The following is a 21,725-nucleotide window of genomic DNA, read 5'->3' on the forward strand; positions in this document are numbered from 1 at the left end:
CCCCATGACGAACACGATCGGATTTATCATCACCACGACGATGCAGGACGTTTTCGAAGCGCCGGACGGCTTCGTGCGTCACATTACGATGATCCACCTATCGAACGTCGACGGGTCGGCGCCGGTGGATGTCACCGTGCAGTGGACCGATGCGAGCAACGCCGACGCAGTCACCCGGCTGGTCTATTTGCTCACCGTGCAGCCGAAGGACGCGCGGCCTGCCACCGTCGGCGCCTTTGCGCTCATGGGGGGCGACAAGCTGCAAATGAATGGCTCCGCCAATGGTGATGCCGAAGCCACGATCACCTATTACGACGAGGTCGCGTGATGAGGCGGGTTCGATCGGTCGCCGGGATCGAAAGCGTCGCGAAGGCTGGTGGGGAGCCGAAGGTTCCGATTTCAGTCGTTGGCGCGACCTACGCGACCGCAACCTCGACGACGGCATTGTCGCTGGCATTGCCGGCCGGCGCTGCCGAGCATGATACGCTGCTGGCAATCATTTTCGGCGCGACAGTTAATATCAACATCAATCCGCCCAACGCCTTGCCGCTGACCTGGAAGGGCATCTTCGCGCAAAACAACCGGATCAACACCCTAAACGTCTTTGCCAATCGCGTCCCGGCATCGCCGCCGGCGTCATACTCATTCACCACATCCGCCAGCAACGGTCGTTATGGCTTCCTCGTGGCACTGCGGGGCGACGTCAGCGGCATCCAGGTGGATGACATCACCTACGACTCTGTGACGACCGGCACCAATGTGACGATGCCGACCATCAAGGCATCGAAGCCCGGTTTGTTGTTGATGCCAACCATGGTCGCTGCGAACGTGGCCATCCCGACCGTCGCCGGAATGACCCTGATCGCCAGCAATGCGACGACGCCGAAGACTGCACTGTTCGCACAGCCGAACGTTAAGGAAGACGATGCGCTCCAGAAGCTCGTCGAGTGGGCGAGCGCTAGCACCCAGAAAACGGCGGTGGGTCTGCTCGTCACCTAATCGCCCCAGAGAAAGGATCACCTATGCCCACCCGCATACTCGCGGTCGCCTTGTGCTGCCTGCTCACCACCGCCTGCACCTCCCGCGAGGATCGCCAATGGCGAGAGCTGCAAACCATCCTCGAAAATCAGGACACGCGCTGATGCTTGGCACCTTCAAACTCGACAGGTCGATCGTCGGCCATGCGCTGGAGGCCTTCGTCATCTCCATAGTCGTCATGGCGGCGTACTCCGGACTGACCGCTATCGGCTGGCTGTCCTACACGCCGGCTGAAGGTTTCCTTCTCGGCAGTGCGCTGGCGTTCGCCTGGTATATCGGCCGCGAAAAACGCGACTGCGAAACCGGCCTGAAGCTTCCATCCGGCTCCCCGAGGGCATGGCTTCTTATGTGGATCAGGTGGAAAAACATCCTCGACTTGGTCGGCCCGGCGCTCATCCACGCCATCGCGTGGGTCATCTATTTGAACTGAGGCATTAAAAACCCGACGAGCCGTGTTCAAGCTCGCCGGGCCGGAGAGTACTGCCAAAATCGGGGCGATGGCAGTCACTCAGCATGCCACAGCAGTGGACCCTTGCAAACGCCTTATGCTGCGATTGTCGCCAGGATGAAGGCGGCAGGAATGGCGAAAACCGAAATCGTCAGCGCTACGTGCGACGCAAGTTTTATCTTCCGCGCGCGGTCGGCGCGGGCAGGGTCCCATTCATAGACCATAGGTAACCTCCGAGGTGCTTCATGCATCGCTGGTTGCCGAATCCGCTAGAGCGTCCGGCGGTATGCCTTTCCATGCGAAACTTGCCTGAGGCTGGAGAAATTTCAAGCATCTGGCAGCGTCCTTTAGATAACCGAGACCCGGCATGGGGCACACCGCCGGGCCTCGACTGCTTTCGGTGGGGGATAGTCTGAGGGCCGAAAGCCTCTGCAGTATGTCCGAAGCCTGATATCCCGGCAGGCGAGCTCTCCGACACTGGCAACCATCACTTCGGTGGAATTTTCTGCGCCACTCCCTCGAAAGGACATCATGATGGGCGGCATGACGACGCGGGCTACGCCAACGCCGTCGACGCGTCATGGATTGGCTAGTTCATGCTTCTCGGGGGAAGTGGGCTTTTGTTCGCAATTCCAGCAAGCAGAGCGCTCAGGTGGCGCGCTTCTGGTGAAGGTATGAGGTAGTGCAGCCAACCATACCTCGTGTCGCGAATATGAAGAGCTGCGCGTCCTGTAAGCGAATCCTGTTCAACATGCCAATGTGGATCGGGCACCGACTTTACAAGCCCCGTTGGAATCCCATTGGGAATTCCCGGCATCATCACATTCCGGAATGTTCCTAGGCTTTCGAGGAACTGGTCGACGCCGGCCGCATCCAGCTCCAAGGCAATTGGCGGCTGCGTTGGGAAGGTAATCCGTAGCGTTGTCCGGTCCTCGCTAAGCTCCCATTCCGGTTCGATCATCGTTTTATTCCCCTCATTCGCTGCTGAACGAGACCCGGGAGCCACCTGGAAAAGCTCGACCGGGCCTCGACTACGTCCCGCGTGGTCCCCTTAGCCGGACGCCTTCGGAGTATGTCCGATTCACCCTGACGGTGCACCCCTTTGTCTGCGGGGCGCCTTGACAACTATCAACTCGAAAGGAAATTCCATGAACGCGACGCTTTCGCTCGCGCTGCTGGAGCGCGCCTATGGCCGTGCCTTCAACAAAACGCAGAACACCAACGCCTTGAGCGTCATCGACGCCCTGACCGAATACGGCGACCGCTTCGGCCTGCTCCAGCCGCACCGCACCGTTCAATACCTCGCGCAGCTCATGCATAGTCCGGCGGCTTCATCTACGACCGCGAAGTCTGGGGTCCGACAAAGGCACAGAGGGGCTACGAGGGGCGCAAGGATCTCGGCAACGTCCAGAAGGGCGACGGGTCGAAGTTCCGCGGCCACGGGCCAGGGCAAGTAACCGGCCGCCGCAATCACCGCGTCTATACGAAGTGGGCCAAGACCATTAACCCGGCCGCACCGAATTTCGAGGCGAACCCGGAGAAGGTCAATACCGACCCGTGGGAGGGCCTTTCGGCCATTTGGTATTGGGACAACGGCAATCCGGACGGCAAGAGCCTGAATCGTCTCGCCGACCGCGGCGATATCGAGAACATCACGCGGAAATGGAATGGCGGCCTCAACGGCTATGCCGATCGCCTGAAATATTACGACCGCCTTGCGCTGGCGTTCCTCGGACATGGCGTGAATGACCTGCCGAAATTCCAGAAGCTCGCCAAGCTGGACGACACGTCCGGCACGTCCGGCCCTCTCACGCGCGCGGCGCTGCACGCCGCCCTCTTGAAGCTGACTGCCCCGCAGCACCTTTCCGACGGTGTCGCAACCGCGCCGGTGGTCGAGGAAGTATCCGTCGAGGTGCCGGTGGCGGTCGAGGTCGAAAAGCCCGTCGTGCCGGTGGCGGTCGAGAAGGCCGTGCAGAAGAATTCGAACTGGCTGACCGGCTGGCTGTCCTCGTTCTTCATCGGCGGCGGCGGTACGGCGTGGATCGCCGGCATTAACTGGCAGGGCCTCGCGCTGATCGGCGGCATGGGCCTCGTCGTCCTGCTTCTCGTGCTGTTCTTCGGCGAGTGGGGCGTTCGCCGCGTCCAGGCCATTAAGAGGGTGGCCGAGACATGATCAACAAGCTGGCGATCGGCGCCGGTGTGCTGGCCGGCGCATTCGTCGCGTTCCTCGTGTGCGCTACCGTCACGGGCCTTTGGCTCATCCCTCGCGCCGAGCAGCGAGGCCGCGACCTGGAGCGCGCCGCCCTCGACGCCGCCACCACCAAAGCAATCGGAGAACTCACCAATGAAGCTGACAAAGCTCGTGTTGCTCGTCGCCTGTGCCGGGAGCGCGGCGGCGTGTACCTCAACGCAACAGGTAAGTGCCAGCAAGGATCGGCTGAATAGCACGGCGCGCTCCATCACCGGAACGTCCTTGATTGGCGCGCGCGGCAAAACGGCAGTCGATCAAGATAAGATCGACGACACGGTCGCCGGCCTTTGCGGAAGCCGGACATGGACGGTCGACGAGTGCGCCCGGCACGACGAGGCGACGAAATGACGGCGCCGGCAACCGGGTCGCCCGGTCTGTGGATCAGGATCTCGCATCGGTTCGGCCCGCGGAACATGGAATGGTTCAGCGGTGCCGTGACATTCTCGTTTGGTTGCGTGCTGCTCTGGGGCGATCCGGTGTTCGAGCAGCCGGCCTGGAGAGGCTTCGCGCAGTTCTTCGGATCGCAGGACATTTTCGGCTGGATAATGTTCGCGATGGGCGCGCTTCGCCTCGGCGCGCTGATCGTCAACGGCGCTCGCAAGCGGGTCACGCCGCAAATCCGGCAGGTGGCCGCATTCTTTGGCCTCATCATATGGTTCGGCGTCGTCGTGGGTTTCTATTCGTCCGGCGCGATAAGCACCTGGGCGGCCGTCTACACCTGGCTCGTAGTTGCGGAGCTTTCAAACATCTATCGCGCTGCGCATGACCAGGGAGAGTCGGCCAATGGAAGAGTTGTTTAAGTCGCTTCCTCCGCTTGCCGTTGTTGGTGTCGGGATAGCCATCGGGATAGGGTGGTTCGTCCGATACCTTGGCCTTGCACAGGGGCAGGCCGCGTCGCCGATGGGCTCTTCTTCGGCGGCTCAGGTTGCTGCCGTCATCGTCGACCCTTCGGCGCTCAACCGCGCGTCAGCAGCGGGCGAGGGGGTTGCTGCAGCAATCCGCGACGGCACGAAGGCCAGCGCCGATCACGCCCACATGCTATGTCGTCGCCTTGAGGCCCACACCGATGCGGTTGAGGCGCAGACAGTGGCAATCAATGCACTGACCCTTGAGATGGTACGGCGGTCGGGCCGTTGATTAGATCGCCAATCGACGAAAGCGCCCCTCCAGAGCGGCCGGGGCGCTTTTTTTACTTCCAATCCGCGTTACCCTCCGCCATGAGGGCATCCAAGACATCGATGGAAATCCTTTCGAAATCTTTGTAAGCAATCCTCGGCTGGGGGCGCGTATGGATTCTTTGCTTGCACCGACGGACATCGAAGAGGCACTTTCTATTGCCTATGTGCATTCTGTAGCTGCGGCCGCGGGATATGTCATTGCTTTGAAGAACTTCGACAGGGATGGCATCGATGTCACTGTTGAGGCTGGAGGTGGCTTCCGGCCGAAAGTCGATGCACAAGTGAAGGCGACGATCAATTTGCCGCAATCGGGCGAGGTGTTCAGATTTCCTCTGCCCAGACGCAATTACGATCATCTCATTATTCCGACGCAAACGCCGCGCATCTTGATTGTGATGCACCTCCCGCCCGATCAGATCAGTTGGGTGAAAGTAGATATTGAGTCGCTGGTCCTGAAAAACTGCGCTTATTGGGTTTGCTTGACTGGGGCCGCCAAGACCGAAAATTCAACTTCCGTTACGGTCGATCTGCCCGTCGCCAATAAGTTCGATGTTGGGGGTCTTAAGGCCTTGCTGGAGATGTCCCGGACAGGAACGTTGAAATGAGAGCCCTTATTGTCGATCCCGAGACCCTGAACTCTGTAACGCCCTCCTCTATGATTTCGTACGTCACAACAGAGGGGTGGACGAGAACCGACAAATACGGTGAGCACTCTGATGTGTATGCACGGAACGGCGCTCCCGAACTCATCATTCCGGGCACCGCGCAACTTGGTGACTACTCACAGATCGTGGCAGAGGTCATCAACGAGCTTGCTCGCTACGAGAGCCGATCCGAGTTGCAGGTTTTCAGAGACCTTATAGGATCAGATCGAGACGTCGTTCGTGTTCGCGCTCCAGAAGCCGACGGCGATGGTTCGGTGCAGGTGGATGCGGGCGTGAACATTTTCGCTCAAGCGCGTGAAATTCTCCTTTCGGCCGCATGCTCAGCTAATGAGCCGCGCCCGGCCTACCGCACAGGCAAAAACAAAGAAGCGACGGCATATATGAGCCGGGTTCGGCTTGGGCAAACGGAGCATGGCAGCTTCGTAGTAACGCTCTTCGCGCCTGTGCCGCCTTCGTTGGCAGAACCAAGGCAATCAGATTTCTGGCCGTCGCCCACTGAGGAACCGTTCGACCGCCTGGTGACCCGCTATCTAGCGGACGGCTTGCAAGCCGCTCATAAGGCGGCTGAGGAGGTAGTGCGCGGCGACGGCATCATTGCGTTCACTAAAGCTGTGCAGAAGGGGGTCAGCGCAAATCTCTGCGAGGCGCTTTCAAGCTTAATCGATGTTGGCGAGGGACTGGACGTTTCGGTTACATGGTCGCGGACGCGGCCCACACCAGAGGCGCGCCGGCAGGTGATCTTTCAACGATCTGAAGGCGAAGTTCTACGAGAGGCGGCCCGCATGCTCCGTCTCCAGGAGCCAAGGCCGGACGAGCGTCTTGAGGGGTACGTGGTCGGGGCCGGAAGACGGATTGAGGACGATGATGGGCAAGTCACACTCAAAACGTTCATCGATGGCCGCACCGTCTCTGTGAAGACGAGACTTCCCGCCGATTTGTATACGGTGGCGCTGGCGGCACATGACGAAAAAAACTCCGTGGCGTTGACGGGCGACTTAAGGCGAGACGGACAGCGGTGGAGGCTTGATAATCCCCGGAACATGGAAGTCGTCGCTGAAGAGAACATCTCCGATTAGCGATCACGGATAGTCTATACGCAAATCTGGGTGTCGATCCATTCAAGACCGGATGAAGACGCCAGCCTCTTCGGCAGCCTTGAGAAATGCGACACGCGCGGCGGCTGGTTCCTTCGTGCCTTGGAATACATCTAGGCACGCTCGCCGCGCTCGCCGGAGCTGTTTTCCGTCGCTCGCCGGCCATTGCTCCAGGAGAACTTCTGCCGCCTCCGCTGTGCTCGAAATCGTTCGATATTGACCAAGCTTCGCGGTCTCAAACGTGATTGACTCGTCCCATCTGCCTGCATCCATTTGCGCCTCACGATAAACAAAATGCCCCGCACGAGGCGGGGCAAAGGGGAGCTGAAACAAATAGTGGCGTAGCGTGAACTGTCTTCGTCCGGTTTTGTTCCGTTAGGCCGCGTCGGACTTGCTCTCGGGCACTTCCGTTGGTTTGGTCGATGCCCGGTTTTCAACGATTGCCATGTCGATGAAATAACAGAGCAGTGCGTTCTCCTGCCGCGCCGCCAACAGCTTCGCCATCAACAGGAGATGGCTTATTTCCCGCTTTGCATTATTCATGTGCGTCACCTCCAGCGTTGCAAAAGTGGTGAGATTTGCAACTCTGAGGGTGCGCGCGTGTGATTAAGGAGAATTTAATATGCAGTCTGGCCCCAAATTTGTTCGCTAGATCGCCCGTCGCCGATAAGCGCTGACGTTACGGCGCGAACGACTGAGGCAGCCCAGATGGGCGAGACGGTGGCGTTCGCGTCAAATCGCCTGTTTTTTCAAAATGTTCTCATACTTCCCCACGATGTCGGGCAAGCGTCGCCTCCTATTTCCAAATTCGAAGGCGACGCCCGCTTGTTTCTGCGCAGAGCCTTCCTTGCTTGCAAAATTGGGCAAGGCGGTAGAACGGTAGCAGTTAGGTCGCGGGCTCGCTTTCAAAATCGTGCCGTTTTGTCATGAGCGTGCCACATTGAGAGCCTCACCACCTCTTAGTCGGTTCAAATGAGGGTAAGCGCTCCAAGAACTGCCATGAAACCGAGGAAAAGAATCGCGGCGATCGCGAGGGCCACGGACACGCGACGGCCGATGACAACTCGTGATTTCTTCTCCATTGTGTGCTCGGGTTCCTCATGAGGTGAAAGAGGGGCCCCGAGTGCCGAAAACGACCCCCAGTACGGCCTTTGCGCGCAGCAAGACGGAGGCTCCTGAGAACGGGTCTTGCTAGACCGCACTATCGAACTCACGAGCCAGTCGCATGTTCCTTAAGTGTTCATGGCTGCCGGAGTTGAAGGCAGAGAGCGCTGCCACACGGGCGGCATGGCCTCAACGGGCATCCTGGCTTCACTGCAAGCAGATACGAACGCGTCGCGTGCCAGCTGGGCGCCAGAACGCAATTGAAGTGCTGTGCGGCACCTGTCGCAGGCTCGCTTATACCGCTCACCGTTTCGAAGAGGCCATTCGTTTTCGAGAAAATCGAGCGCGTCGTAAACACCCTGAAAAGCGCGGCTCATGCCGCTGGAAAAGCGCACATAGACGGGGGTGGCAAATAGTATTTCGGCAGGCATTATATTCCTCAGTCGCGCGGCGGCAACGGGTTGAAGTCCTGTTGGTTTGGCCGCTCATAACTTTCGGAGGTCCCTAGGGGTTCCAATAGGAGGACGAAAAATTTTCTGCTTATCGGAAATGGCGAGCTATCCACGCAGCTGCATGGTGACTCTATTCCCTCGTCACGCATGGATGTTAATTTATGCTGTTAGTGGGAAGCGCGCCGTCATCTGCAATTCGGTTAAGCAGAGTGCTTAGATAGCCAGCCTCTGATGAAGGTATGAGATAGTGCAGCCAACCGTACCTCGAATCCCGAACATGAAGGGCGACCTTTCCGGTTAGCGCATCTTTGTCCACATGCCAGCTGGGGTCGGGCACAGACTCAACAAGCCCGTTCGGCAGCCCTTTGGGAATTCCGGGCGTCATCACGCTTCTGAACGTGCCGAGACTTTCGAGGAACATATCCACGCCGGAAGCGTCCAGTTCCAGGGCAATTGGCGGCTGCGTGGGAAAGGTAATCCTTATTGTTGTCCGATCCTCACTAAGCTCCCATTCTGGCTCGATCATCAATGCACACCCTTGATTGCTACTGAAAGAGGCACTGAAGCACTTAGAATAATCGTGCCGCGGCCTGGATAGCGCCTGCATAAGCTCGTTAGCCTGACGCTCTCGGATTGTAGCCGCTTCATTTATCCGGTCCACCTGTTAGTCGCCGGTGCCTTAAAAACTATCAATTTGAGAGCAATTTCCATCAGTCCGGCAATTTCGCTTTTCGCGCTAGAAAGCTCGAGAAGGGTGCTTTGAATGGCGCTGTCCGCAGTGGTCTCGAGGCCCTAAGCCATCGTCGCGCCACTTCGACGCGCTCACGCTTCAACGGGAATGGCGGAGCCTCCGTTATCAAGGATGTTCGATTTAGATGGTCATGGAACCGCGAAGGCACATTTCCGTTGTCCATTTATAGCTGAAATTGGAGGGCGGGATGTTTCAGGCATCTCTTGGTGACGGCCTTGGCGCTAGTGAACATGGACTGCATGCCTCAATCATAGCGGCAGTCTCGTATGACGAGCTTTGCTCTCACCACAAAATCGGCATCGGTTTCGAGCCTCAGGCAATCGTCATTAGCGGCTGTGTTCCGCCGGCTGCCGCTAAAAGAGCGCGCGAAATAATTCAAGAGGTGTGTGGGCGGGTCTCGGTCTGGGATAGAACATTCTGGCTACAACCTTAACGTCATCGATCAAGAAATCCCGCCGCAGAGTTCGACATGTTGGCCGGTAAGGTTGCCCCTCCCAAGTGAGAGATCCGAAACGGCGACGGTGGGTATACCTCTTCGGAGGTGACGAAAATGAAATACGAAGATGGAATGCTCATTCTTTACGATGTCGTGAAAAAGGGCGTTTTTATAGAGTTCCGAGGCCTGTCTTACTATTTGCCTGGCCCGTATGCCGGCCAGAAGGAAGCCCTGGCAGCTGGTGAGGAACTTTGCCGGAGTATGGGATGGGGTATGCCGCCGCGATAGCGATAAGCAGCCGAGCTTTACCGGTTCTGCCGCTTAGGCAGGGGCGTTGTGGCGTGATCGAGAATGTCAGGTTCGGCCAGGGTGGAGGCGTAGAACGTATTTGTCCTTGTCCTCCTCTTTGTGACAATTCCCCAACGCGCCATGAGTGTCATGTGCTGGGCTACACCAGCGTGGGTCAGAGCAGTGGCTTCTACGAGCGCGCTGGCGGAACACTCGCCACCTCGCAGTAAAAGGAGAATCTTAAATCGCGTTGAGTTTGCGAGCGCTCGGAGGAACTCGGCTTGCAATTGGGCCTTCAGCAGCTCTTCATTCGAAAAGGCTTTCATGGCTCAGCCTTGTAGTTCAGCGATGGTGCATCCGTCCACACAGACAGCGATATGAACCTAAGAGGCCCTCGGCCTGCTTCAGGGAGACGACGCTGAGTCCCACCAGAAGCGAAAAGAAACCCCGCGGTGAAGCGGGGTTGGAGACAGTCAATGCACTCAGGTGAAGCCCGATTATGTCTCGCGTGCAAGGAAAGTCAATTTTGAGAAATTCAGATCGTTAGCGCGCGTAGCATCGTCGGGCGACTGCCACGACCTCGTCGTAATGCCGCTGTCGATCGAACTGGCCTGCCTCGAAGGTCGAGAAGAGGTACTTGGCGAAACCTTTTTTCGCCTCCTCGGTTCGACGAAACCAATTCTGAGAAGTGATCTCGTCGTAGACTGTCTTGAGTTCGGTTAGTTCGCCCGGTTCGTAGGCCTGGCTGCGTAGGGAGACATTCATCTGGTCCCTCCTTATTTTGAGCAAGTCCCTTCGAAATCCAGCGATGGTGCCTGTTTCGCTTCCTCGCGTGCACACAACCATACGCCATTTATGAGGGAAGTCGACTCGTACGCTCGTCAGGCGCGAACATCATAAACTGCTCATATCCGTCCGCGGAAAGGCGGCGTTGACACTGGCGCGTCGCGATGTAGGCTACGCGTGTTGATGAGTTGCGACGTCGACACGCTCCCGGTCGGGCTGCTGGAGCATCCCGCCGGGTTTTCTCTGATCAGTCTATTTCATAGATATCGTCCGCGTCTGCCGCCTCCCGCAGCGCCTTGTACGACGGGTGTCGCAGCTTCCCGTCTGCCAAGCGCTCGTAGCCGACGATGGCGAACCCCTCCGACTGCACGCACTTGATTTTGAGCCATTCGACGTTCCGCCGGTTCAAGCTGCTATCTAAGGCCGTAGCGACCTTCAGTTTGACGTGCCATCCGGCGTGACAGTTTGGCTTTCACCGCCAGTGCCGGACTCCGGGGTGGGGTCGCGATCAGTGGGGACGGTCTGCGTGGCGCCCGGTACTGAGTTGTCGATCGTGTCTTGGGTCGGTTCGCCGGAGGTCGTCGTCGTTTGCCGAGCGTTCTCAGGGGATGGGTCGATATAATTGCCCCACAATTCAACCACCGCCCATACAACGACGACGAGCGCCAAGCTTGTGCCGAGAACCGCCAGCACAGGAAAGCCGCGGCCACCCTGACGAGTCTCCGCCGCGGAAAAATCTTTTCGAACGGGGTCGTGGGTACGCGAGATCGGATCTCCGCGTTCGTCTTTCTGGTGGCTCATCTACGCAGCTCCTTTGTGGCGTGTTCCGAACCATCCAAGCCCAAGAAAAGGTTCACGACACGTGATCGCGAAGGCCGTTTCCCAAGGTTTGAGCATTCTTTACAAAGAGGCCGCCTCAGTTTCCTGAAGCGGCCTGGAATTCGCGGTCAACTGGTTGGGGACCATGACAGAGTGCAGACTGCTTGACCGCAATGTTTGAACGGCACCATTGCCCTTAGGTTCCAGCGAGTGCTTTTTTTCCGATCGTTTTACGAAGACGAGAACCGGGCTCTCTTGCGATCCAAAGCGATTTTGATGTCGCGGATTTGGTCGGCAGCCTCAAGCAGGAGAGTTTTGAATTCTTCGTCCGTCAGCTGGCAGACCATTCCAGTTGAGGTGATAATGTCGATCGCGACATCAGAGTCGGCGGCTGCCTCAACATTACCCAGGGCTTCGCCACCTTCCTGGATGGTGATGTAAGCTCGGGTCAACAGCAGTAGCTTCTCGGAGTCGGAGAGTCGTCCAGCGATGTTAGCGGCATGCACCAATTCTGCGACGACGTCGGAAATTGCCTTCAAGCGAGTTGGCCTTCGAGAGAAGAAAATGCCCCGCGCGGGGCGGGGCAAGTGCTGAACTGAAAGTGGATTGGCCAACACTAAACGCGGCGCCTCAACAATTGTTCCCTATAATGAGTTTACGATCGGCGCCGGCTGGCCGGTGAAGCGGGAGCTGTTGACCTCTCGGCTTACGCGATGCATCCGCACATCAGCGTCGATGTTCCGACCAAGCAGCATGCCCTTCAGGTTCTCGACGGGCGTAGTGGGGCTTAGCCAGGCGTCAAACGCGCCTGGATCGAGAATGACAGGCATGCGGTCGTGGATCTGGCTGATGGGGGCGACGGACGGCGCTGTCACAATCGTGCAGCTCGTGACGTCGAGCTTGCTGTTGTGCGCCCAGAGGCCCGCGAAGGCGTAAGGCGCTCCGCCCGGCAACTGTATGAGCCATGGGTCCTTTCCGCCGTCCTCGGCCTTAGTCCATTCATAGAAGCCATCAGCAGGGACAAGGCAACGCCGCGCCTTAAAGGCGTCCCGAAATGCCGGAGAGGTGTCGACCGTTTCGATGCGGGCATTGAACATCGCCGCCTTGGGCATCTCCTTGGCCCAGTGGGGGACGAGCCACCACCGGCCGTCTTCGACAATCTGTTCACCGCTCTCATCGTGCCGGATAAATGGCACTGTCTGCGTCGGCGCGATGTTGTATCGGGCCTCAGTGTTTCGGCTTTTGATATTGTCGGTGAGGCGGTAGAGCGCGACCAACTCGCGCCAGGACAGCATTTGCGTGAACCGTCCGCACATATCTCCCCCTCAGCCCTTCAGCTTTCGTATCGCGACGCTGGTCTGGTCTCCGAAATGCATCGCCAGGATATGATGGTCCGCCAAGGAGGCTATAGCCACACAGGCTTCGCCTTCATCCCACCCTGCCGCAACGGCCTTCCAGACCAGCGCCTGAAACTCGGCTTCCAGCTCCTGTTCGCATCGAACGAACCGGTTTTCGCCTTCCTCTGTCGGGATCGGTCCACGGATAGCCATGGGTGAAGGATAGGGCGGTGCTGTCAGCTCTACAAGGAACCATTTGCGGTAGGCTTCCCCGGCTCCTTGTATGGGTAATGCTCCCAGCACCACCAATGCATAGGCATTGACTTCGAGGATGCAAATCCGAAGCCGCCCCATTCGTTACAGCCTGGATGCTCGCAATAATGTTCGTATATGCCGGGCGGCGTCGTTCTTGTGGTGCCGTCGCTCACGTCTTTCCCCTATCGATCAGAATGTTAGCGGCAAGCAAACAAGGAAAGTTCGCTTCGCATCGGTCGGTCCCGTAGAGGTCGCAGCCGATGGCGAGCCGGCGACGGATTTCCATGAACTCAATTCGGGCGCCGAACTTCTTCACCAATGCCTTGCGGTCGTAGACGCCGTGCCGGTCGCAACGAACGCAGTCCATGTCGATCGTCTCTCCGCGGAAATCCTTCAGTCTTGGCCGCGTCATTGCGCCATTCTCCATTGATCCTGACCAGCATGAACCGCTTGCAGCCGTCCACGCTCATCACAGGCGCCCACCTCGATGTCGAAGCATTCGCCGGCTCGCGCGCGCATCAATTCCAGCAACCACCTCGCCCTGCCAACACCGGCCGCCGGCAGACGTTCTGAGGGCATGACGGATATGCGCCACCGTGTGGCCGAGGCGGTCGGCTGGCCATAATCCGTAGCTTCTGCCTGCCGGCGCCATCGGCGGATGATAAGCCCCATCGTGCCCGACTTCTCCGCCGCCAACTGGAGACGGCGAGATGCCACCATTGGGAGGCGCACAAGCTCGGCAACCATCACCGCCACGCCTCCGAACCGCAGTATCTCTTCCGCGCTGTCGAGGACGCCATCCTCGTTCTCGCTGTGCACGAACGTGACCCGGCCCATACAGAGCCCTGCCTGCGCGATGGCAGGGACGAACAGATCATCTCGCACCATGCACCACAGCACCGGCCCCGTTGTGCGTGCAGCTATCCCGGCAGCGAACAGAGGTGCGGTCGCGCCAGTTACCGCGTCGATGCCGCCGCCCGCTATCTCGTGCGTCGAGCCGAAAGCTAGGCCTCCGTTCAAGCGGTCATCGATCTCATGAATGCCAAAAGGCAAGCGTTTACGTTTCCGAGAGTGACCGCCGGCAATCTTGTCGATCTGCTCTTGAAGCTCGGCGATAACGGCCGCGTTCTGCCGCATCCTATGCGCCTTGATCGTCAGGCAACGTATTCCGATCGGTCTCGGGACGCCAGCCCCTCGTGAAGCCCCGGCTCATCGCCTTGTCGGCAAGCTCGACCTGTTTGCGCAAGTGTCCGCAGTCGGCCAATAGGGTCTCTATCGTGGCGCGGGCGTCTCCGTCGTGCCAGGCGAGCGCCTCATCAATCGGATTTGCGGTGTCATTTCCTCGTTCGAGCGGGCGCAAGTCGTCATTCTCCTGTGTCGTGCCACAGCAGGCATCAAGTCCCCTGATTGTCAGATTGGCGTCCGCATCGCCGGTTTGTTCTTATTATGTTCCCGGCGAAGGGAGAGTCAACGGCAAATTTTTATTGGTGAGGCCAGTATGGGGAAGGGTGATATCGAAAAGGGGCATCGACTTAATGTGACGCGGGGAAGGGCGAGAAATTTCCACCGCGAAGAGACTTGCTGTTACATGCCCGTTGGCGACACTCGGCGATGGTTTCTTCGTCTACTACGACATACGACCTGGCCATAAATCACGTCGAAATATGACTGATTTGGGGCCGTGTGCGGACTGTGCGATGTTGGGACATAGAAAGGCGAAAGCGGACAGCAAAGGGACGGGTACCCTTGTCCGAGTTCGGCCCAAAGCGGCCAATAGACCAACTTAAATGACTACTAAAACGTTGATGCGGGTCGGCGGCTGAAGGCTCCATGCTCTAAGCAAGTTCGGGCGCACTGCGCAGACCTATGCAATCCGTCTTCCCACTATCAGCACCATCAACACTTGATCGACCAGCGTGTATATGCGTTCGCGTGGAATAGATTTGCCAGCGGGTCCGGCACTATGAGCAAGAAGCGCGATTATCGTATCACTGATGACGTCGAGCGAGACGTCCGAAAGATACGGGTGCCCCTCATCGGCCGCCCGTTTGGCCAGCGTCTCTAATTCGGTCCGGACGAACATGCTGAAGCGGTCGGACATGGTTCGGTACAGATCAGGGTGTGACCTCGCCATTTCGAACGTCGCCGTTACGATCTCTGGACGGTCGTCGCAGTTACCAGCCTGCTCCATCAAGGCAACCAGGTCGTCCCGCAGCGACGCGCCGGTATAGCGAGGTGGCTTCATTGGACTGAGCGTCGCGACAGCGTCGGCAACGACATCCGCTTTGGCTGTCCATCGCCGATATAGCGTCGCTTTCGATACGCCCGCCCGAGTGGCCACATCGGTCATCGTCAGACCGTTATAACCCTTTTCCGTAAGGAGTTCGAGCGCCGCCTCGATGATGGCGTCGTCACGGCTTTTGTCCTGCGAGCGTCCCCGGTCTGCCGGAGGCAGGCGGCGCTGATGTTCGTTCAATTGTGTGCTCATGGCCATCATATAGAACATAAAAATCGAAACACAATGTTTCCGAAACTATTGCGTTTCGTATTACCGCTCCTATCTTGGGTCGGAACGTCTGCGGCACACAACGCGCCGACCACTTAAGAAAGGTTCCTTATGTCCACTACAAACCACTCCCCTATCCTTGTCACGGGTGCCACAGGCAAACAAGGCGGTGCTGTCGTCGCCGCACTCTTGCACGCAGGCCGTTCCGTTCGCGCAATGACGCGTGATCCCCAATCGAATGCTGCACAAGCGTTGGCGGCGCAGGGCGTCGAGGTAGTGAAGGGTGACTTCAACGACACGGCTAGCCTCGATGCCGCATTGGTCGGTGTGGATGGCGTCTTCTCTATGCAAATGGGTTCGCACCCAGGTGACCCCGAAACCGAGATCGTTACGGGCAAGGCGTTGGTGGACGCTGCTATTCGCGCTGGTGTGCGGGTCGTCGTCCATACATCTGTTGCTCGCGCCGGAGATCAGCATAACTTCGTCGGCTGGGATGAAGGTCGCTGGGAGCCGTTATATTGGAACAATAAGGCGGCAGTGATCGAGATGGTCAAGGCGGCAGGTTTCCCTCATTGGGTAATCCTGAAGCCAGCGCTGATCATGGAAAACCTAATTCCACCCATGGTTTCCATGATGTACCCCTCACTTACCGAACGCGGCCAGTTTAACACCGCGATTGCACCCGATACACGGCTCGACTGGATCGCGGCACAGGACATCGGTACTTTTGCAGCCGCCGCTTTCGCCAATCCGGAACGTTTCCACGGTCATGAAATTGACCTCGCGGCCGACACCATCACGTTGCCTGACCTTGCTGCAAAATTGACTGAAGCTACAGGAAAGCCGGTTACGTCCGTAAGTTCGTCAGAAGAAGATTTGCTGGCGAAGGGCGTACATCCATTGATGGTAAGAAGTGAGGCATGGAACAACGTAGAGGGATACAAGGTCGATCTCGATGCCGTCAGTGGCTGGGGCTTGCCGCTTACCACGCTCGATCAGTTTATCGAGCAGAACCGCGACAAGTTCGTCATCGGCTGATCGGTTGCAAATATAGCAGAGCTGACGCGACACCGTCTTTCGGAGCTTGGCGTGCCCTCTTTTAGGAGTTGGGTACGCCGACCTACTTGCGTCTGCTCTTGGCGCAAAGGCGACGTGGCGCTACTCTGACACTATGTCCGCTTTCAGGCGAGGGCTATTATGACCCTGACGGCCGACATGGAGGCGCAATGCAGTCGTTCCCAGTGTTGGCTACTCCGCCTTTACTACAAGCTTTCGCCATTGGCCTTACAACGTTGCATAGGGTTATGCTCGCTGTTCTGCGAGTTCAAACCATTCTGGCACCGCCATTATCGCAGGGTGTCGGGGTAAATGACGATCGACGGTATCCATGAGCAGAGGTGCCACAGGAGGCCTTCGTGGCATCCATTCGAGCCAGGAGCGAAATCAGCTACAACTTGTTGCGGGGCCGTATCCCGCTCTTTTCGCCGACTGAATCACCGGTTCTAAAGAATTGGCCATCTGTAATCTCCAGCATTATATCATCAACCCGTAGCAAAAGCGCATCATGAGCAACGACTGGATTATCCGAAATTGCATTGACGCAGATCATGATGCGCTCGCAGACATTTATCTTGCTCGCCGACGAGATACATTTCACTGGATAGCTTCGACCTCATTCCGCCTCGAAGACTTTGCCTCTCAAACTGAAGGCGAGTTAATATTGGTCGCCGAAGCGCATGGAGGAGAGATAGCGGGCTTTATATCGCTTTGGGAGCCTGATTGCTTTATTCATATGCTCTACATCGATAAGGAATGGCAGGGCAGGGGTGTTGGAACCGCGCTGCTTCGAGCACTTCCGGGCTGGTTAAATAACACGTATCGTTTGAAGTGCCTCGTGCAGGACAAGCGTGCCAAGGGATTCTACCTGAAGCATGGTTTTAAGGTGACGGGGACGGGAGGTTCTCCCGAGGGCGAGTATGAGGTATTGACCATCTCGCGGAGTTGAGGGAGTTTTTGAAGGGGAATGGTAGCCGCGTCAGTGTCGCGGCAGTCTGAACCGCTCCTATCCCGCTTTTCCCCAGACAATGTCATTAAAGACGCCTGAATTGCGGCTAGTCTCGACGGTGTTCCTGTGAGGGTCTGGTGATCTTTTCAAGTAGAGAAGACCCACTCGACTGCCGCGACTATCATGAGCCGTGGTTTCCAGCTGCGCGTCGACGTCCACAACCGACTGCAAGATTATCACCTGTTTTGGGGGCAAGGTCGAAGCCTAGAATTTGACCGGAATGACGACCCTGAACGGCGAAGGCGATTTACGGGAACTCGGTTTGGATGCCTTCCATCGCCTCAAACAGTTGGTTTTGGGTGATCTCGGCCGCCATGGGTACCTCGACTAAGTTCTGATGTTTGAAGAGAGGAGGCCACCGGGCCAGGGACGTATGGCGGCCTCCTCCTGCGCCAGCAGTGATGTTGGGGGCACTGATGGATCGCGATGTCTCAACCACGCCGCGCGGTCGAAGTTCCGCTAGCTGACCGCGCATTCTAGGAACATATGGAGAAAGAGGCACCCTGGTGTCGAGGGTTGCAACGCACGCGGCGTTAGGCGTTTTGTATTAGCGAAATTAGAGGTTACCCGAGCCCTCTTCGATATCCAGCAAACTGGCAATATCCAGCAACAGCCGCTGAGCACCCGGCCCGATGGTGGTTCGATTGGCGTCGATTGTCATGCGGATGTTTGAGGCATAATGCGCAGGATCGATATGTCCGTTCTCGTTGAGAGTTTTCACCAGCACCATAAGTGCGTTGGTATGCGCTGCGTGTATAGCCGAAACGGCTTCAACCAGTTCCTTTGTATCCTTGTTCAATGCGTGCTTCTCCGTGCCTGTCTCGCTTGCTCTTCATTTAGCAATCCGGCAGCTTGATGAGCTTCCTCAACATACAATCCGCGGAGTGGCCTGCCATTGAGGACAACAACGAGTCCCGTCGAGAGGTAATACACTTCCCACTGGCCTGCGGGGCTCCTGCGGATGTCGTACTGATCCAGCTCGCTCCCGTGTTCGATTAGCATTCGTCCCCTCCGGCTGCTCTGAAGATAACGCTCAACAACCAAGTCCCGTCAACCGCGAGCGTTTCGCAATTAACTCAACGCCCAAATTTGGCCGTCCCGACCTACCCAACCGTCTTGCGTGACTTTCGGAGATTTGTCTTAATTAGGGAGTGCGCAGCCGCGCATGTTATTCTTGGGGGAAATTCATGAAACCTATCGCACGGGCGGGCCTTAGCGCCCTTGTCCTCGTAACTGCCTTTGCGCTTTCGAATACGTCTGCCCTCGCATGGGGCTGCGCCGCTGTGTCCGAGGAAGGAACCTACGGGTACAGCTACAGCTATGACAACGAGGGTGCTGCCCGAGAGCGAGCACTAAACGAATGCGCAAACCGGACATCGACTGACTCGGTATGCGAAATTGTCGAGTGCGATGAAGACGAATAGTCGGGCAAGGCACAGGCCTGGAGGAAGAAAATAAAAATCGAGCGCCCGAGGGGGACGGGGCGCTCGTTAATTTGCTCGTGGAGTTGGAACTCCCGCGGCTATCCTTCAGTCATTCATCCCAAGCCTGGATCATCATTTGCCGTGCAATTTTGCCGCCAGCTATGTCGATCATTGCGGCGCAGAACACATGAGTCCCATCCGGATAGGCGCATGTCTCTGTAAGGGAGATCCGGCTGCCCTCTGAGACCAACGCATCTACTTTGTGCTGCATCTCTCTGCCGCAAACATCGTTCCAGAAGTCTGCGATTTGAGCCTTTCCGACCAACTCTCGCGGATTGCTGGGAGGATTGTGCTTGTCGATTATTCGCAGTACCGCATCGTCGGCGTAGAAACCCGCCAATGCATGCCTGTCTCGTCCCTCGATGGCCCTCTGTATATCCAATCCATCTACAGCTTTGCCTGGTTGCATTGTAGCCTCCTCCGGCTAAAGAAACCGCACTTACATGCAGATGGAATTTTAGCACACGCTACAAGAACACGAAAGCCGCACTGCGGCCTTCGATGTAGCCCCTTACTGGCGGGGTGTATTGTGCGCCAGGATTCGGCAGCGCTCATAGTCTTGACGTCACCAGGGGGAGGAACATGGGTAATTTCTTAAAATGGCAACAGAAAACGGACTTGGATCCCTGGTTCGAAACAGACCCTATCATCCCCGGCGCTTGGTGACAGTTACGTCAGAAGTCCGTCGCGTGCTCTGGATCCTCGTCGCCGGGATGGCATCCGCTATTCCCTTCGTGATGCTGCTTGCCCTGTTCTATCTCCACCACCTGGTTGTCCTTGCCGTCATTCTGGTTGCCGAGTTCGGCACTCCGATATGGTTTCTCTGGAGGATACGAGGGCGGATCAAGGAAGTGTCCTCAGCCAAAGCGAGCGGGGGGCAGGCGCCAAACCTGCCCCTGTTGGAAAATTAATTAGTGCGGCAGCGGCCCGTGCGGGTCGTTTCCTTGTCGCCGTCATCATAGGCGATACCAATCTTTTCGCCGGCCAGCGAAGCAATCGTGCCCGGGTACCATTCACCAGCGTTCTTGTAATTGCACTCGACCTTCATTCCGATCATCCAGTCGTAGGGCCGGACGTCGCCGATCGAGACCGTTTCTTTGTCGCCGTCGTCGTAGCGAATGGTGATTTTACCGCCGCCAATCTTGGAAACCACGCCTGGATACCAATAGCCAGCACCCTGCCAATTCCCAAGCACCCAATCGCCAACGGTCTGCGCGTGCGCGACTACGCTGCCGCCAGAGAACAGACCCGCGGCAAGTGCCAACATTACCAATTTTTTCAAGAGAAACTCCCTCGGGTTCCCACCCGCCTTCCCCAGCCGAGATGGCTTGGGGAGCCGGCGCCATTCAGCAGGGCGGCGGCATTATCAGAACGCATTTGAGCGGTTTATAATTCGCTCGCTAGCGTTGAATATTTTGGGGCCATAATCTGCGGACATGCGATGGCTAAGGTGCTGTCACTCGACAAGCGTGAGACCCGATGTCTAAGCGCCAGGTACATCGGTTTGGCCGCACGCCCGGACTAGTCTTTGTGGACGGGCACGACGTTGGCGAGCTGCTTATCACCATGGGGCATGCAAGGGGGTGGACGGGCAAGCGCCGGCCGTGGTGTTAGGGGTATCTCGACTCTCCGCGTTCGACAAGGCCGGGTTTCACGTCCTGGGGCCAGTGGGTCGGTGGTAGACGCCATGGATCTGATGGCGGAAGAGCGCCCGGATGCTGCCGTGCTTGACGTCAACCTGGGGAGAGAGAGGGTTACTCCGGTTGCCGTCCACCTGAAGGCGATGAAGGTCCCCTTCATGATAGCAAGCGCCCACGCTGCAACTGAATTGGCTCAGGATGACGATTTGGCCGGCGCACCACATCTCGGCAAGCCGACGAACCTCAAGACGCTTGTCGACCTTGTTCATGCGTTACTAGCATCAAAAGAGTGAGCTGCCTGGAATGCACAGTGCGACCCCATTAAAGGCGAAGGGCCGCTCCATGGACGAAAGCGGCCCCCCGTAACGGCGCGTCACAGGTTACGCATTGCCGCGATGAGCTAACCATGAGTTGGAACAGATGTTCCGCGATCTGGCTTAATTGTTGATTTCGTAGACGTCGACGGCGTCGACGGCGTCGGCCGGATCTATAAAGCCTTGCCCGACGAGCCAATCGCGCACCAGCAGAGCCAGCGCTTCCTCGCGAGATAGCTTTTCCTGCTCGGCAAATCGCTCGATCCCGCTTTCCACGTTCGGCGAAAACATCATGCGTCCTTTCACTCTAAGTCCGGCAAATCGCCGTGCTTGAAAAGAATAGTTGGCGGCCCGTATTCGCCTAGAGCAGGGTCGGCATCGCGGCTCCAGGCCATCACGCCGGCATGGCTCCCCGCCAACAGCTTCGCCTCGCGCACCGCGCGCTCTTCCGTGTCGACCTGACGCGGCTCGAAGGCCTGCACCAATTCCCTATCGTTCGTTTTGTTGAATGCTGCGATTACCACCAGCTTGCCCGTCGTCATGTCCCGCGTGCTTCCTATTTGCTTCCTGTAGGATTTTGTGGGCTTGGTTAACGCCTGCTAAGCTACTGAATTGTTTGGCGCACCCGGCAGGATTCGAACCTGCGACCTTTGGAATCGGAATCCAACACTCTATCCAGCTGAGCTACGGGTGCTTGCCCTAGGCGATGACTCGCCTGTCCGATGAGAGGGTTCTTAGCCTAGGTGAGGGCGGGCTTCAATCGGGAAAATGTCGAAAGGCGATCTGTTTCGTGGTGTGGGGCGCCCACCCCGCC

The 21,725-nt window shown here is 57.6% G+C and carries 36 protein-coding genes and 1 tRNA gene; 15 read left to right on the forward strand and 22 right to left on the reverse strand.

Going from position 1 to position 21,725, the window contains the following annotated elements; genetic code table 11:
• Positions 1-4: 4 nt before the first annotated feature.
• The 3 genes from AC1Q6Z_RS03160 (at position 5) to AC1Q6Z_RS03170 (ending at position 1,468) form a co-directional block, all read left to right on the forward strand.
• On the forward strand, positions 5-328 hold the full coding sequence (locus tag AC1Q6Z_RS03160; RefSeq protein ID WP_492646702.1) for a hypothetical protein: 324 nt from the start codon (positions 5-7) through the stop codon (positions 326-328).
• Positions 328-999, forward strand: a complete 672-nt coding sequence (locus tag AC1Q6Z_RS03165) for a hypothetical protein (RefSeq protein WP_492646703.1) — start codon at positions 328-330, stop codon at positions 997-999. The genes AC1Q6Z_RS03160 and AC1Q6Z_RS03165 overlap by 1 nt, the downstream gene beginning before the upstream one ends.
• 142 nt (positions 1,000-1,141) lie before the next feature.
• On the forward strand, positions 1,142-1,468 hold the full coding sequence (locus AC1Q6Z_RS03170; RefSeq protein WP_492646704.1) for a hypothetical protein: 327 nt from the start codon (positions 1,142-1,144) through the stop codon (positions 1,466-1,468).
• A 607-nt stretch (positions 1,469-2,075) separates the two neighbouring features.
• On the opposite strand, the gene AC1Q6Z_RS03175 is transcribed toward AC1Q6Z_RS03170, so the two are convergent.
• A complete protein-coding gene (locus AC1Q6Z_RS03175; protein ID WP_492646705.1) occupies positions 2,076-2,447 on the reverse strand; it encodes a hypothetical protein in 372 nt (123 codons plus the stop codon).
• 187 nt (positions 2,448-2,634) lie between these two features.
• On the opposite strand from AC1Q6Z_RS03175, the gene AC1Q6Z_RS03180 reads away from it, so the two are divergent.
• The 7 genes from AC1Q6Z_RS03180 to AC1Q6Z_RS03210 all read left to right on the forward strand — a co-directional run bounded on the left by AC1Q6Z_RS03180 (position 2,635) and on the right by AC1Q6Z_RS03210 (position 6,656).
• Complete coding sequence (locus AC1Q6Z_RS03180) at positions 2,635-2,943, forward strand: hypothetical protein (RefSeq protein WP_492646706.1); 309 nt, start codon at positions 2,635-2,637, stop codon at positions 2,941-2,943.
• A gap of 284 nt (positions 2,944-3,227) precedes the next feature.
• Positions 3,228-3,659, forward strand: a complete 432-nt coding sequence (locus tag AC1Q6Z_RS03185) for a hypothetical protein (RefSeq protein ID WP_492646707.1) — start codon at positions 3,228-3,230, stop codon at positions 3,657-3,659.
• Entirely contained in the window at positions 3,656-3,931 is a 276-nt protein-coding gene (locus AC1Q6Z_RS03190; RefSeq protein ID WP_492646708.1) for a hypothetical protein, read from the forward strand. The genes AC1Q6Z_RS03185 and AC1Q6Z_RS03190 overlap by 4 nt, the downstream gene beginning before the upstream one ends.
• A gap of 150 nt (positions 3,932-4,081) precedes the next feature.
• Positions 4,082-4,537, forward strand: coding sequence for a hypothetical protein (locus AC1Q6Z_RS03195; protein ID WP_492646709.1), 456 nt, complete (start codon positions 4,082-4,084; stop codon positions 4,535-4,537).
• A complete protein-coding gene (locus tag AC1Q6Z_RS03200; protein ID WP_492646710.1) occupies positions 4,521-4,874 on the forward strand; it encodes a hypothetical protein in 354 nt (117 codons plus the stop codon). Before AC1Q6Z_RS03195 ends, AC1Q6Z_RS03200 begins: the two co-directional genes overlap by 17 nt.
• A 151-nt stretch (positions 4,875-5,025) precedes the next feature.
• On the forward strand, positions 5,026-5,520 hold the full coding sequence (locus AC1Q6Z_RS03205) for a DUF4365 domain-containing protein (protein WP_492646711.1): 495 nt from the start codon (positions 5,026-5,028) through the stop codon (positions 5,518-5,520).
• Complete coding sequence (locus AC1Q6Z_RS03210) at positions 5,517-6,656, forward strand: hypothetical protein (protein WP_492646712.1); 1,140 nt, start codon at positions 5,517-5,519, stop codon at positions 6,654-6,656. Before AC1Q6Z_RS03205 ends, AC1Q6Z_RS03210 begins: the two co-directional genes overlap by 4 nt.
• Positions 6,657-6,698: 42 nt before the next feature.
• Here the strand turns inward: AC1Q6Z_RS03210 and AC1Q6Z_RS03215 are convergent, their stop codons facing one another.
• The 4 genes from AC1Q6Z_RS03215 to AC1Q6Z_RS03230 all read right to left on the reverse strand — a co-directional run bounded on the left by AC1Q6Z_RS03215 (position 6,699) and on the right by AC1Q6Z_RS03230 (position 8,756).
• Positions 6,699-6,947 carry a DUF982 domain-containing protein gene (locus AC1Q6Z_RS03215; RefSeq protein ID WP_492646713.1) on the reverse strand — a complete coding sequence of 83 codons (249 nt, stop codon included), beginning with the start codon at positions 6,945-6,947 and terminating at the stop codon, positions 6,699-6,701.
• Positions 6,948-7,049: 102 nt separating this feature from the next.
• Positions 7,050-7,217, reverse strand: a complete 168-nt coding sequence (locus AC1Q6Z_RS03220) for a hypothetical protein (RefSeq protein ID WP_492646714.1) — start codon at positions 7,215-7,217, stop codon at positions 7,050-7,052.
• A gap of 689 nt (positions 7,218-7,906) precedes the next feature.
• Positions 7,907-8,209 carry a DUF982 domain-containing protein gene (locus AC1Q6Z_RS03225; protein WP_439618289.1) on the reverse strand — a complete coding sequence of 101 codons (303 nt, stop codon included), beginning with the start codon at positions 8,207-8,209 and terminating at the stop codon, positions 7,907-7,909.
• Positions 8,210-8,384: 175 nt separating this feature from the next.
• Positions 8,385-8,756, reverse strand: coding sequence for a hypothetical protein (locus tag AC1Q6Z_RS03230; RefSeq protein WP_492646715.1), 372 nt, complete (start codon positions 8,754-8,756; stop codon positions 8,385-8,387).
• 775 nt (positions 8,757-9,531) lie between these two features.
• On the opposite strand from AC1Q6Z_RS03230, the gene AC1Q6Z_RS03235 reads away from it, so the two are divergent.
• On the forward strand, positions 9,532-9,705 hold the full coding sequence (locus AC1Q6Z_RS03235) for a hypothetical protein (protein ID WP_492646716.1): 174 nt from the start codon (positions 9,532-9,534) through the stop codon (positions 9,703-9,705).
• A gap of 17 nt (positions 9,706-9,722) precedes the next feature.
• On the opposite strand, the gene AC1Q6Z_RS03240 is transcribed toward AC1Q6Z_RS03235, so the two are convergent.
• From AC1Q6Z_RS03240 to AC1Q6Z_RS03290, 11 genes are all read right to left on the reverse strand, one after another.
• Positions 9,723-10,031 carry an ArsR/SmtB family transcription factor gene (locus AC1Q6Z_RS03240; RefSeq protein ID WP_492646717.1) on the reverse strand — a complete coding sequence of 103 codons (309 nt, stop codon included), beginning with the start codon at positions 10,029-10,031 and terminating at the stop codon, positions 9,723-9,725.
• Positions 10,032-10,248: 217 nt separating this feature from the next.
• Positions 10,249-10,470 (reverse strand): hypothetical protein, encoded by a 222-nt coding sequence (locus AC1Q6Z_RS03245; RefSeq protein ID WP_439618286.1) that lies wholly within the window; start codon positions 10,468-10,470, stop codon positions 10,249-10,251.
• Between the two features lie 268 nt (positions 10,471-10,738).
• A complete protein-coding gene (locus AC1Q6Z_RS03250) occupies positions 10,739-10,900 on the reverse strand; it encodes a hypothetical protein (protein ID WP_492646718.1) in 162 nt (53 codons plus the stop codon).
• A gap of 26 nt (positions 10,901-10,926) precedes the next feature.
• A complete protein-coding gene (locus tag AC1Q6Z_RS03255) occupies positions 10,927-11,292 on the reverse strand; it encodes a hypothetical protein (RefSeq protein WP_256118282.1) in 366 nt (121 codons plus the stop codon).
• A gap of 248 nt (positions 11,293-11,540) precedes the next feature.
• Positions 11,541-11,849 (reverse strand): hypothetical protein, encoded by a 309-nt coding sequence (locus AC1Q6Z_RS03260; RefSeq protein ID WP_492646719.1) that lies wholly within the window; start codon positions 11,847-11,849, stop codon positions 11,541-11,543.
• Between the two features lie 105 nt (positions 11,850-11,954).
• Complete coding sequence (locus tag AC1Q6Z_RS03265) at positions 11,955-12,626, reverse strand: SOS response-associated peptidase (protein WP_492646720.1); 672 nt, start codon at positions 12,624-12,626, stop codon at positions 11,955-11,957.
• A gap of 9 nt (positions 12,627-12,635) precedes the next feature.
• Positions 12,636-13,001, reverse strand: coding sequence for a hypothetical protein (locus AC1Q6Z_RS03270; protein ID WP_492646721.1), 366 nt, complete (start codon positions 12,999-13,001; stop codon positions 12,636-12,638).
• A gap of 70 nt (positions 13,002-13,071) precedes the next feature.
• Positions 13,072-13,269, reverse strand: a complete 198-nt coding sequence (locus AC1Q6Z_RS03275; RefSeq protein ID WP_492646722.1) for a hypothetical protein — start codon at positions 13,267-13,269, stop codon at positions 13,072-13,074.
• 41 nt (positions 13,270-13,310) lie between these two features.
• A complete protein-coding gene (locus AC1Q6Z_RS03280) occupies positions 13,311-14,039 on the reverse strand; it encodes an ImuA family protein (RefSeq protein WP_492646723.1) in 729 nt (242 codons plus the stop codon).
• A gap of 1 nt (position 14,040) precedes the next feature.
• Complete coding sequence (locus tag AC1Q6Z_RS03285; RefSeq protein ID WP_492646724.1) at positions 14,041-14,262, reverse strand: dehydrogenase; 222 nt, start codon at positions 14,260-14,262, stop codon at positions 14,041-14,043.
• 504 nt (positions 14,263-14,766) lie between these two features.
• On the reverse strand, positions 14,767-15,378 hold the full coding sequence (locus AC1Q6Z_RS03290; RefSeq protein ID WP_492646725.1) for a TetR/AcrR family transcriptional regulator: 612 nt from the start codon (positions 15,376-15,378) through the stop codon (positions 14,767-14,769).
• Between the two features lie 141 nt (positions 15,379-15,519).
• Here AC1Q6Z_RS03290 and AC1Q6Z_RS03295 point away from each other — a divergent pair, with 141 nt between their 5' ends.
• A complete protein-coding gene (locus AC1Q6Z_RS03295; protein WP_492646726.1) occupies positions 15,520-16,446 on the forward strand; it encodes an NmrA/HSCARG family protein in 927 nt (308 codons plus the stop codon).
• A gap of 526 nt (positions 16,447-16,972) precedes the next feature.
• Positions 16,973-17,413, forward strand: a complete 441-nt coding sequence (locus tag AC1Q6Z_RS03300) for a GNAT family N-acetyltransferase (RefSeq protein WP_492646727.1) — start codon at positions 16,973-16,975, stop codon at positions 17,411-17,413.
• A 616-nt stretch (positions 17,414-18,029) separates the two neighbouring features.
• On the opposite strand, the gene AC1Q6Z_RS03305 is transcribed toward AC1Q6Z_RS03300, so the two are convergent.
• Both AC1Q6Z_RS03305 and AC1Q6Z_RS03310 read right to left on the reverse strand, forming a co-directional pair.
• Positions 18,030-18,272, reverse strand: a complete 243-nt coding sequence (locus tag AC1Q6Z_RS03305) for a hypothetical protein (protein WP_492646728.1) — start codon at positions 18,270-18,272, stop codon at positions 18,030-18,032.
• A gap of 734 nt (positions 18,273-19,006) precedes the next feature.
• Positions 19,007-19,366, reverse strand: coding sequence for a nuclear transport factor 2 family protein (locus AC1Q6Z_RS03310; protein WP_492646729.1), 360 nt, complete (start codon positions 19,364-19,366; stop codon positions 19,007-19,009).
• Positions 19,367-19,646: 280 nt separating this feature from the next.
• Between AC1Q6Z_RS03310 and AC1Q6Z_RS03315 the strand changes: the two genes are divergently transcribed.
• Positions 19,647-19,868, forward strand: coding sequence for a hypothetical protein (locus tag AC1Q6Z_RS03315; RefSeq protein ID WP_492646730.1), 222 nt, complete (start codon positions 19,647-19,649; stop codon positions 19,866-19,868).
• On the opposite strand, the gene AC1Q6Z_RS03320 is transcribed toward AC1Q6Z_RS03315, so the two are convergent.
• On the reverse strand, positions 19,865-20,239 hold the full coding sequence (locus AC1Q6Z_RS03320; RefSeq protein ID WP_492646731.1) for an agenet domain-containing protein: 375 nt from the start codon (positions 20,237-20,239) through the stop codon (positions 19,865-19,867). The genes AC1Q6Z_RS03315 and AC1Q6Z_RS03320 overlap by 4 nt on opposite strands.
• Positions 20,240-20,644: 405 nt before the next feature.
• On the opposite strand from AC1Q6Z_RS03320, the gene AC1Q6Z_RS03325 reads away from it, so the two are divergent.
• Positions 20,645-20,890, forward strand: a complete 246-nt coding sequence (locus AC1Q6Z_RS03325) for a response regulator (RefSeq protein WP_492646732.1) — start codon at positions 20,645-20,647, stop codon at positions 20,888-20,890.
• Positions 20,891-21,034: 144 nt separating this feature from the next.
• On the opposite strand, the gene AC1Q6Z_RS03330 is transcribed toward AC1Q6Z_RS03325, so the two are convergent.
• The 3 genes from AC1Q6Z_RS03330 to AC1Q6Z_RS03340 all read right to left on the reverse strand — a co-directional run bounded on the left by AC1Q6Z_RS03330 (position 21,035) and on the right by AC1Q6Z_RS03340 (position 21,605).
• Positions 21,035-21,205, reverse strand: a complete 171-nt coding sequence (locus tag AC1Q6Z_RS03330) for a hypothetical protein (RefSeq protein WP_492646733.1) — start codon at positions 21,203-21,205, stop codon at positions 21,035-21,037.
• Between the two features lie 8 nt (positions 21,206-21,213).
• Positions 21,214-21,453: a hypothetical protein gene (locus AC1Q6Z_RS03335; RefSeq protein ID WP_492646734.1), complete on the reverse strand. Its 240-nt coding sequence runs from the start codon at positions 21,451-21,453 to the stop codon at positions 21,214-21,216.
• Positions 21,454-21,528: 75 nt separating this feature from the next.
• A tRNA-Arg gene (locus AC1Q6Z_RS03340) sits at positions 21,529-21,605 on the reverse strand.
• Between the last annotated feature and the right edge of the window lie 120 nt (positions 21,606-21,725).

The organism is Shinella sp. GW835-FHT14H05, assembly GCF_058793575.1.

What these genes read in the sequence shown, in the direction of transcription:
- AC1Q6Z_RS03310 (WP_492646729.1), bottom strand. Translation starts at nt 19,366, where the DNA reads ATGCAACCAGGCAAAGCTGTAGATGGATTGGATATACAGAGGGCCATC.
- AC1Q6Z_RS03175 (WP_492646705.1), bottom strand. Translation starts at nt 2,447, where the DNA reads ATGATCGAACCGGAATGGGAGCTTAGCGAGGACCGGACAACGCTACGG.
- AC1Q6Z_RS03335 (WP_492646734.1), bottom strand. Translation starts at nt 21,453, where the DNA reads ATGACGACGGGCAAGCTGGTGGTAATCGCAGCATTCAACAAAACGAAC.
- AC1Q6Z_RS03275 (WP_492646722.1), bottom strand. Translation starts at nt 13,269, where the DNA reads ATGGACTGCGTTCGTTGCGACCGGCACGGCGTCTACGACCGCAAGGCA.
- AC1Q6Z_RS03215 (WP_492646713.1), bottom strand. Translation starts at nt 6,947, where the DNA reads ATGGATGCAGGCAGATGGGACGAGTCAATCACGTTTGAGACCGCGAAG.
- AC1Q6Z_RS03170 (WP_492646704.1), top strand. Translation starts at nt 1,142, where the DNA reads ATGCTTGGCACCTTCAAACTCGACAGGTCGATCGTCGGCCATGCGCTG.
- AC1Q6Z_RS03205 (WP_492646711.1), top strand. Translation starts at nt 5,026, where the DNA reads ATGGATTCTTTGCTTGCACCGACGGACATCGAAGAGGCACTTTCTATT.
- AC1Q6Z_RS03255 (WP_256118282.1), bottom strand. Translation starts at nt 11,292, where the DNA reads ATGAGCCACCAGAAAGACGAACGCGGAGATCCGATCTCGCGTACCCAC.
- AC1Q6Z_RS03240 (WP_492646717.1), bottom strand. Translation starts at nt 10,031, where the DNA reads ATGAAAGCCTTTTCGAATGAAGAGCTGCTGAAGGCCCAATTGCAAGCC.
- AC1Q6Z_RS03300 (WP_492646727.1), top strand. Translation starts at nt 16,973, where the DNA reads ATGAGCAACGACTGGATTATCCGAAATTGCATTGACGCAGATCATGAT.
- AC1Q6Z_RS03295 (WP_492646726.1), top strand. Translation starts at nt 15,520, where the DNA reads ATGTCCACTACAAACCACTCCCCTATCCTTGTCACGGGTGCCACAGGC.
- AC1Q6Z_RS03270 (WP_492646721.1), bottom strand. Translation starts at nt 13,001, where the DNA reads ATGGGGCGGCTTCGGATTTGCATCCTCGAAGTCAATGCCTATGCATTG.
- AC1Q6Z_RS03325 (WP_492646732.1), top strand. Translation starts at nt 20,645, where the DNA reads ATGGATCTGATGGCGGAAGAGCGCCCGGATGCTGCCGTGCTTGACGTC.
- AC1Q6Z_RS03280 (WP_492646723.1), bottom strand. Translation starts at nt 14,039, where the DNA reads ATGCGGCAGAACGCGGCCGTTATCGCCGAGCTTCAAGAGCAGATCGAC.
- AC1Q6Z_RS03220 (WP_492646714.1), bottom strand. Translation starts at nt 7,217, where the DNA reads ATGAATAATGCAAAGCGGGAAATAAGCCATCTCCTGTTGATGGCGAAG.
- AC1Q6Z_RS03165 (WP_492646703.1), top strand. Translation starts at nt 328, where the DNA reads ATGAGGCGGGTTCGATCGGTCGCCGGGATCGAAAGCGTCGCGAAGGCT.
- AC1Q6Z_RS03210 (WP_492646712.1), top strand. Translation starts at nt 5,517, where the DNA reads ATGAGAGCCCTTATTGTCGATCCCGAGACCCTGAACTCTGTAACGCCC.
- AC1Q6Z_RS03245 (WP_439618286.1), bottom strand. Translation starts at nt 10,470, where the DNA reads ATGAATGTCTCCCTACGCAGCCAGGCCTACGAACCGGGCGAACTAACC.
- AC1Q6Z_RS03200 (WP_492646710.1), top strand. Translation starts at nt 4,521, where the DNA reads ATGGAAGAGTTGTTTAAGTCGCTTCCTCCGCTTGCCGTTGTTGGTGTC.
- AC1Q6Z_RS03265 (WP_492646720.1), bottom strand. Translation starts at nt 12,626, where the DNA reads ATGTGCGGACGGTTCACGCAAATGCTGTCCTGGCGCGAGTTGGTCGCG.
- AC1Q6Z_RS03330 (WP_492646733.1), bottom strand. Translation starts at nt 21,205, where the DNA reads ATGATGTTTTCGCCGAACGTGGAAAGCGGGATCGAGCGATTTGCCGAG.
- AC1Q6Z_RS03195 (WP_492646709.1), top strand. Translation starts at nt 4,082, where the DNA reads ATGACGGCGCCGGCAACCGGGTCGCCCGGTCTGTGGATCAGGATCTCG.
- AC1Q6Z_RS03225 (WP_439618289.1), bottom strand. Translation starts at nt 8,209, where the DNA reads ATGCCTGCCGAAATACTATTTGCCACCCCCGTCTATGTGCGCTTTTCC.
- AC1Q6Z_RS03230 (WP_492646715.1), bottom strand. Translation starts at nt 8,756, where the DNA reads ATGATCGAGCCAGAATGGGAGCTTAGTGAGGATCGGACAACAATAAGG.
- AC1Q6Z_RS03235 (WP_492646716.1), top strand. Translation starts at nt 9,532, where the DNA reads ATGAAATACGAAGATGGAATGCTCATTCTTTACGATGTCGTGAAAAAG.
- AC1Q6Z_RS03180 (WP_492646706.1), top strand. Translation starts at nt 2,635, where the DNA reads ATGAACGCGACGCTTTCGCTCGCGCTGCTGGAGCGCGCCTATGGCCGT.
- AC1Q6Z_RS03160 (WP_492646702.1), top strand. Translation starts at nt 5, where the DNA reads ATGACGAACACGATCGGATTTATCATCACCACGACGATGCAGGACGTT.
- AC1Q6Z_RS03190 (WP_492646708.1), top strand. Translation starts at nt 3,656, where the DNA reads ATGATCAACAAGCTGGCGATCGGCGCCGGTGTGCTGGCCGGCGCATTC.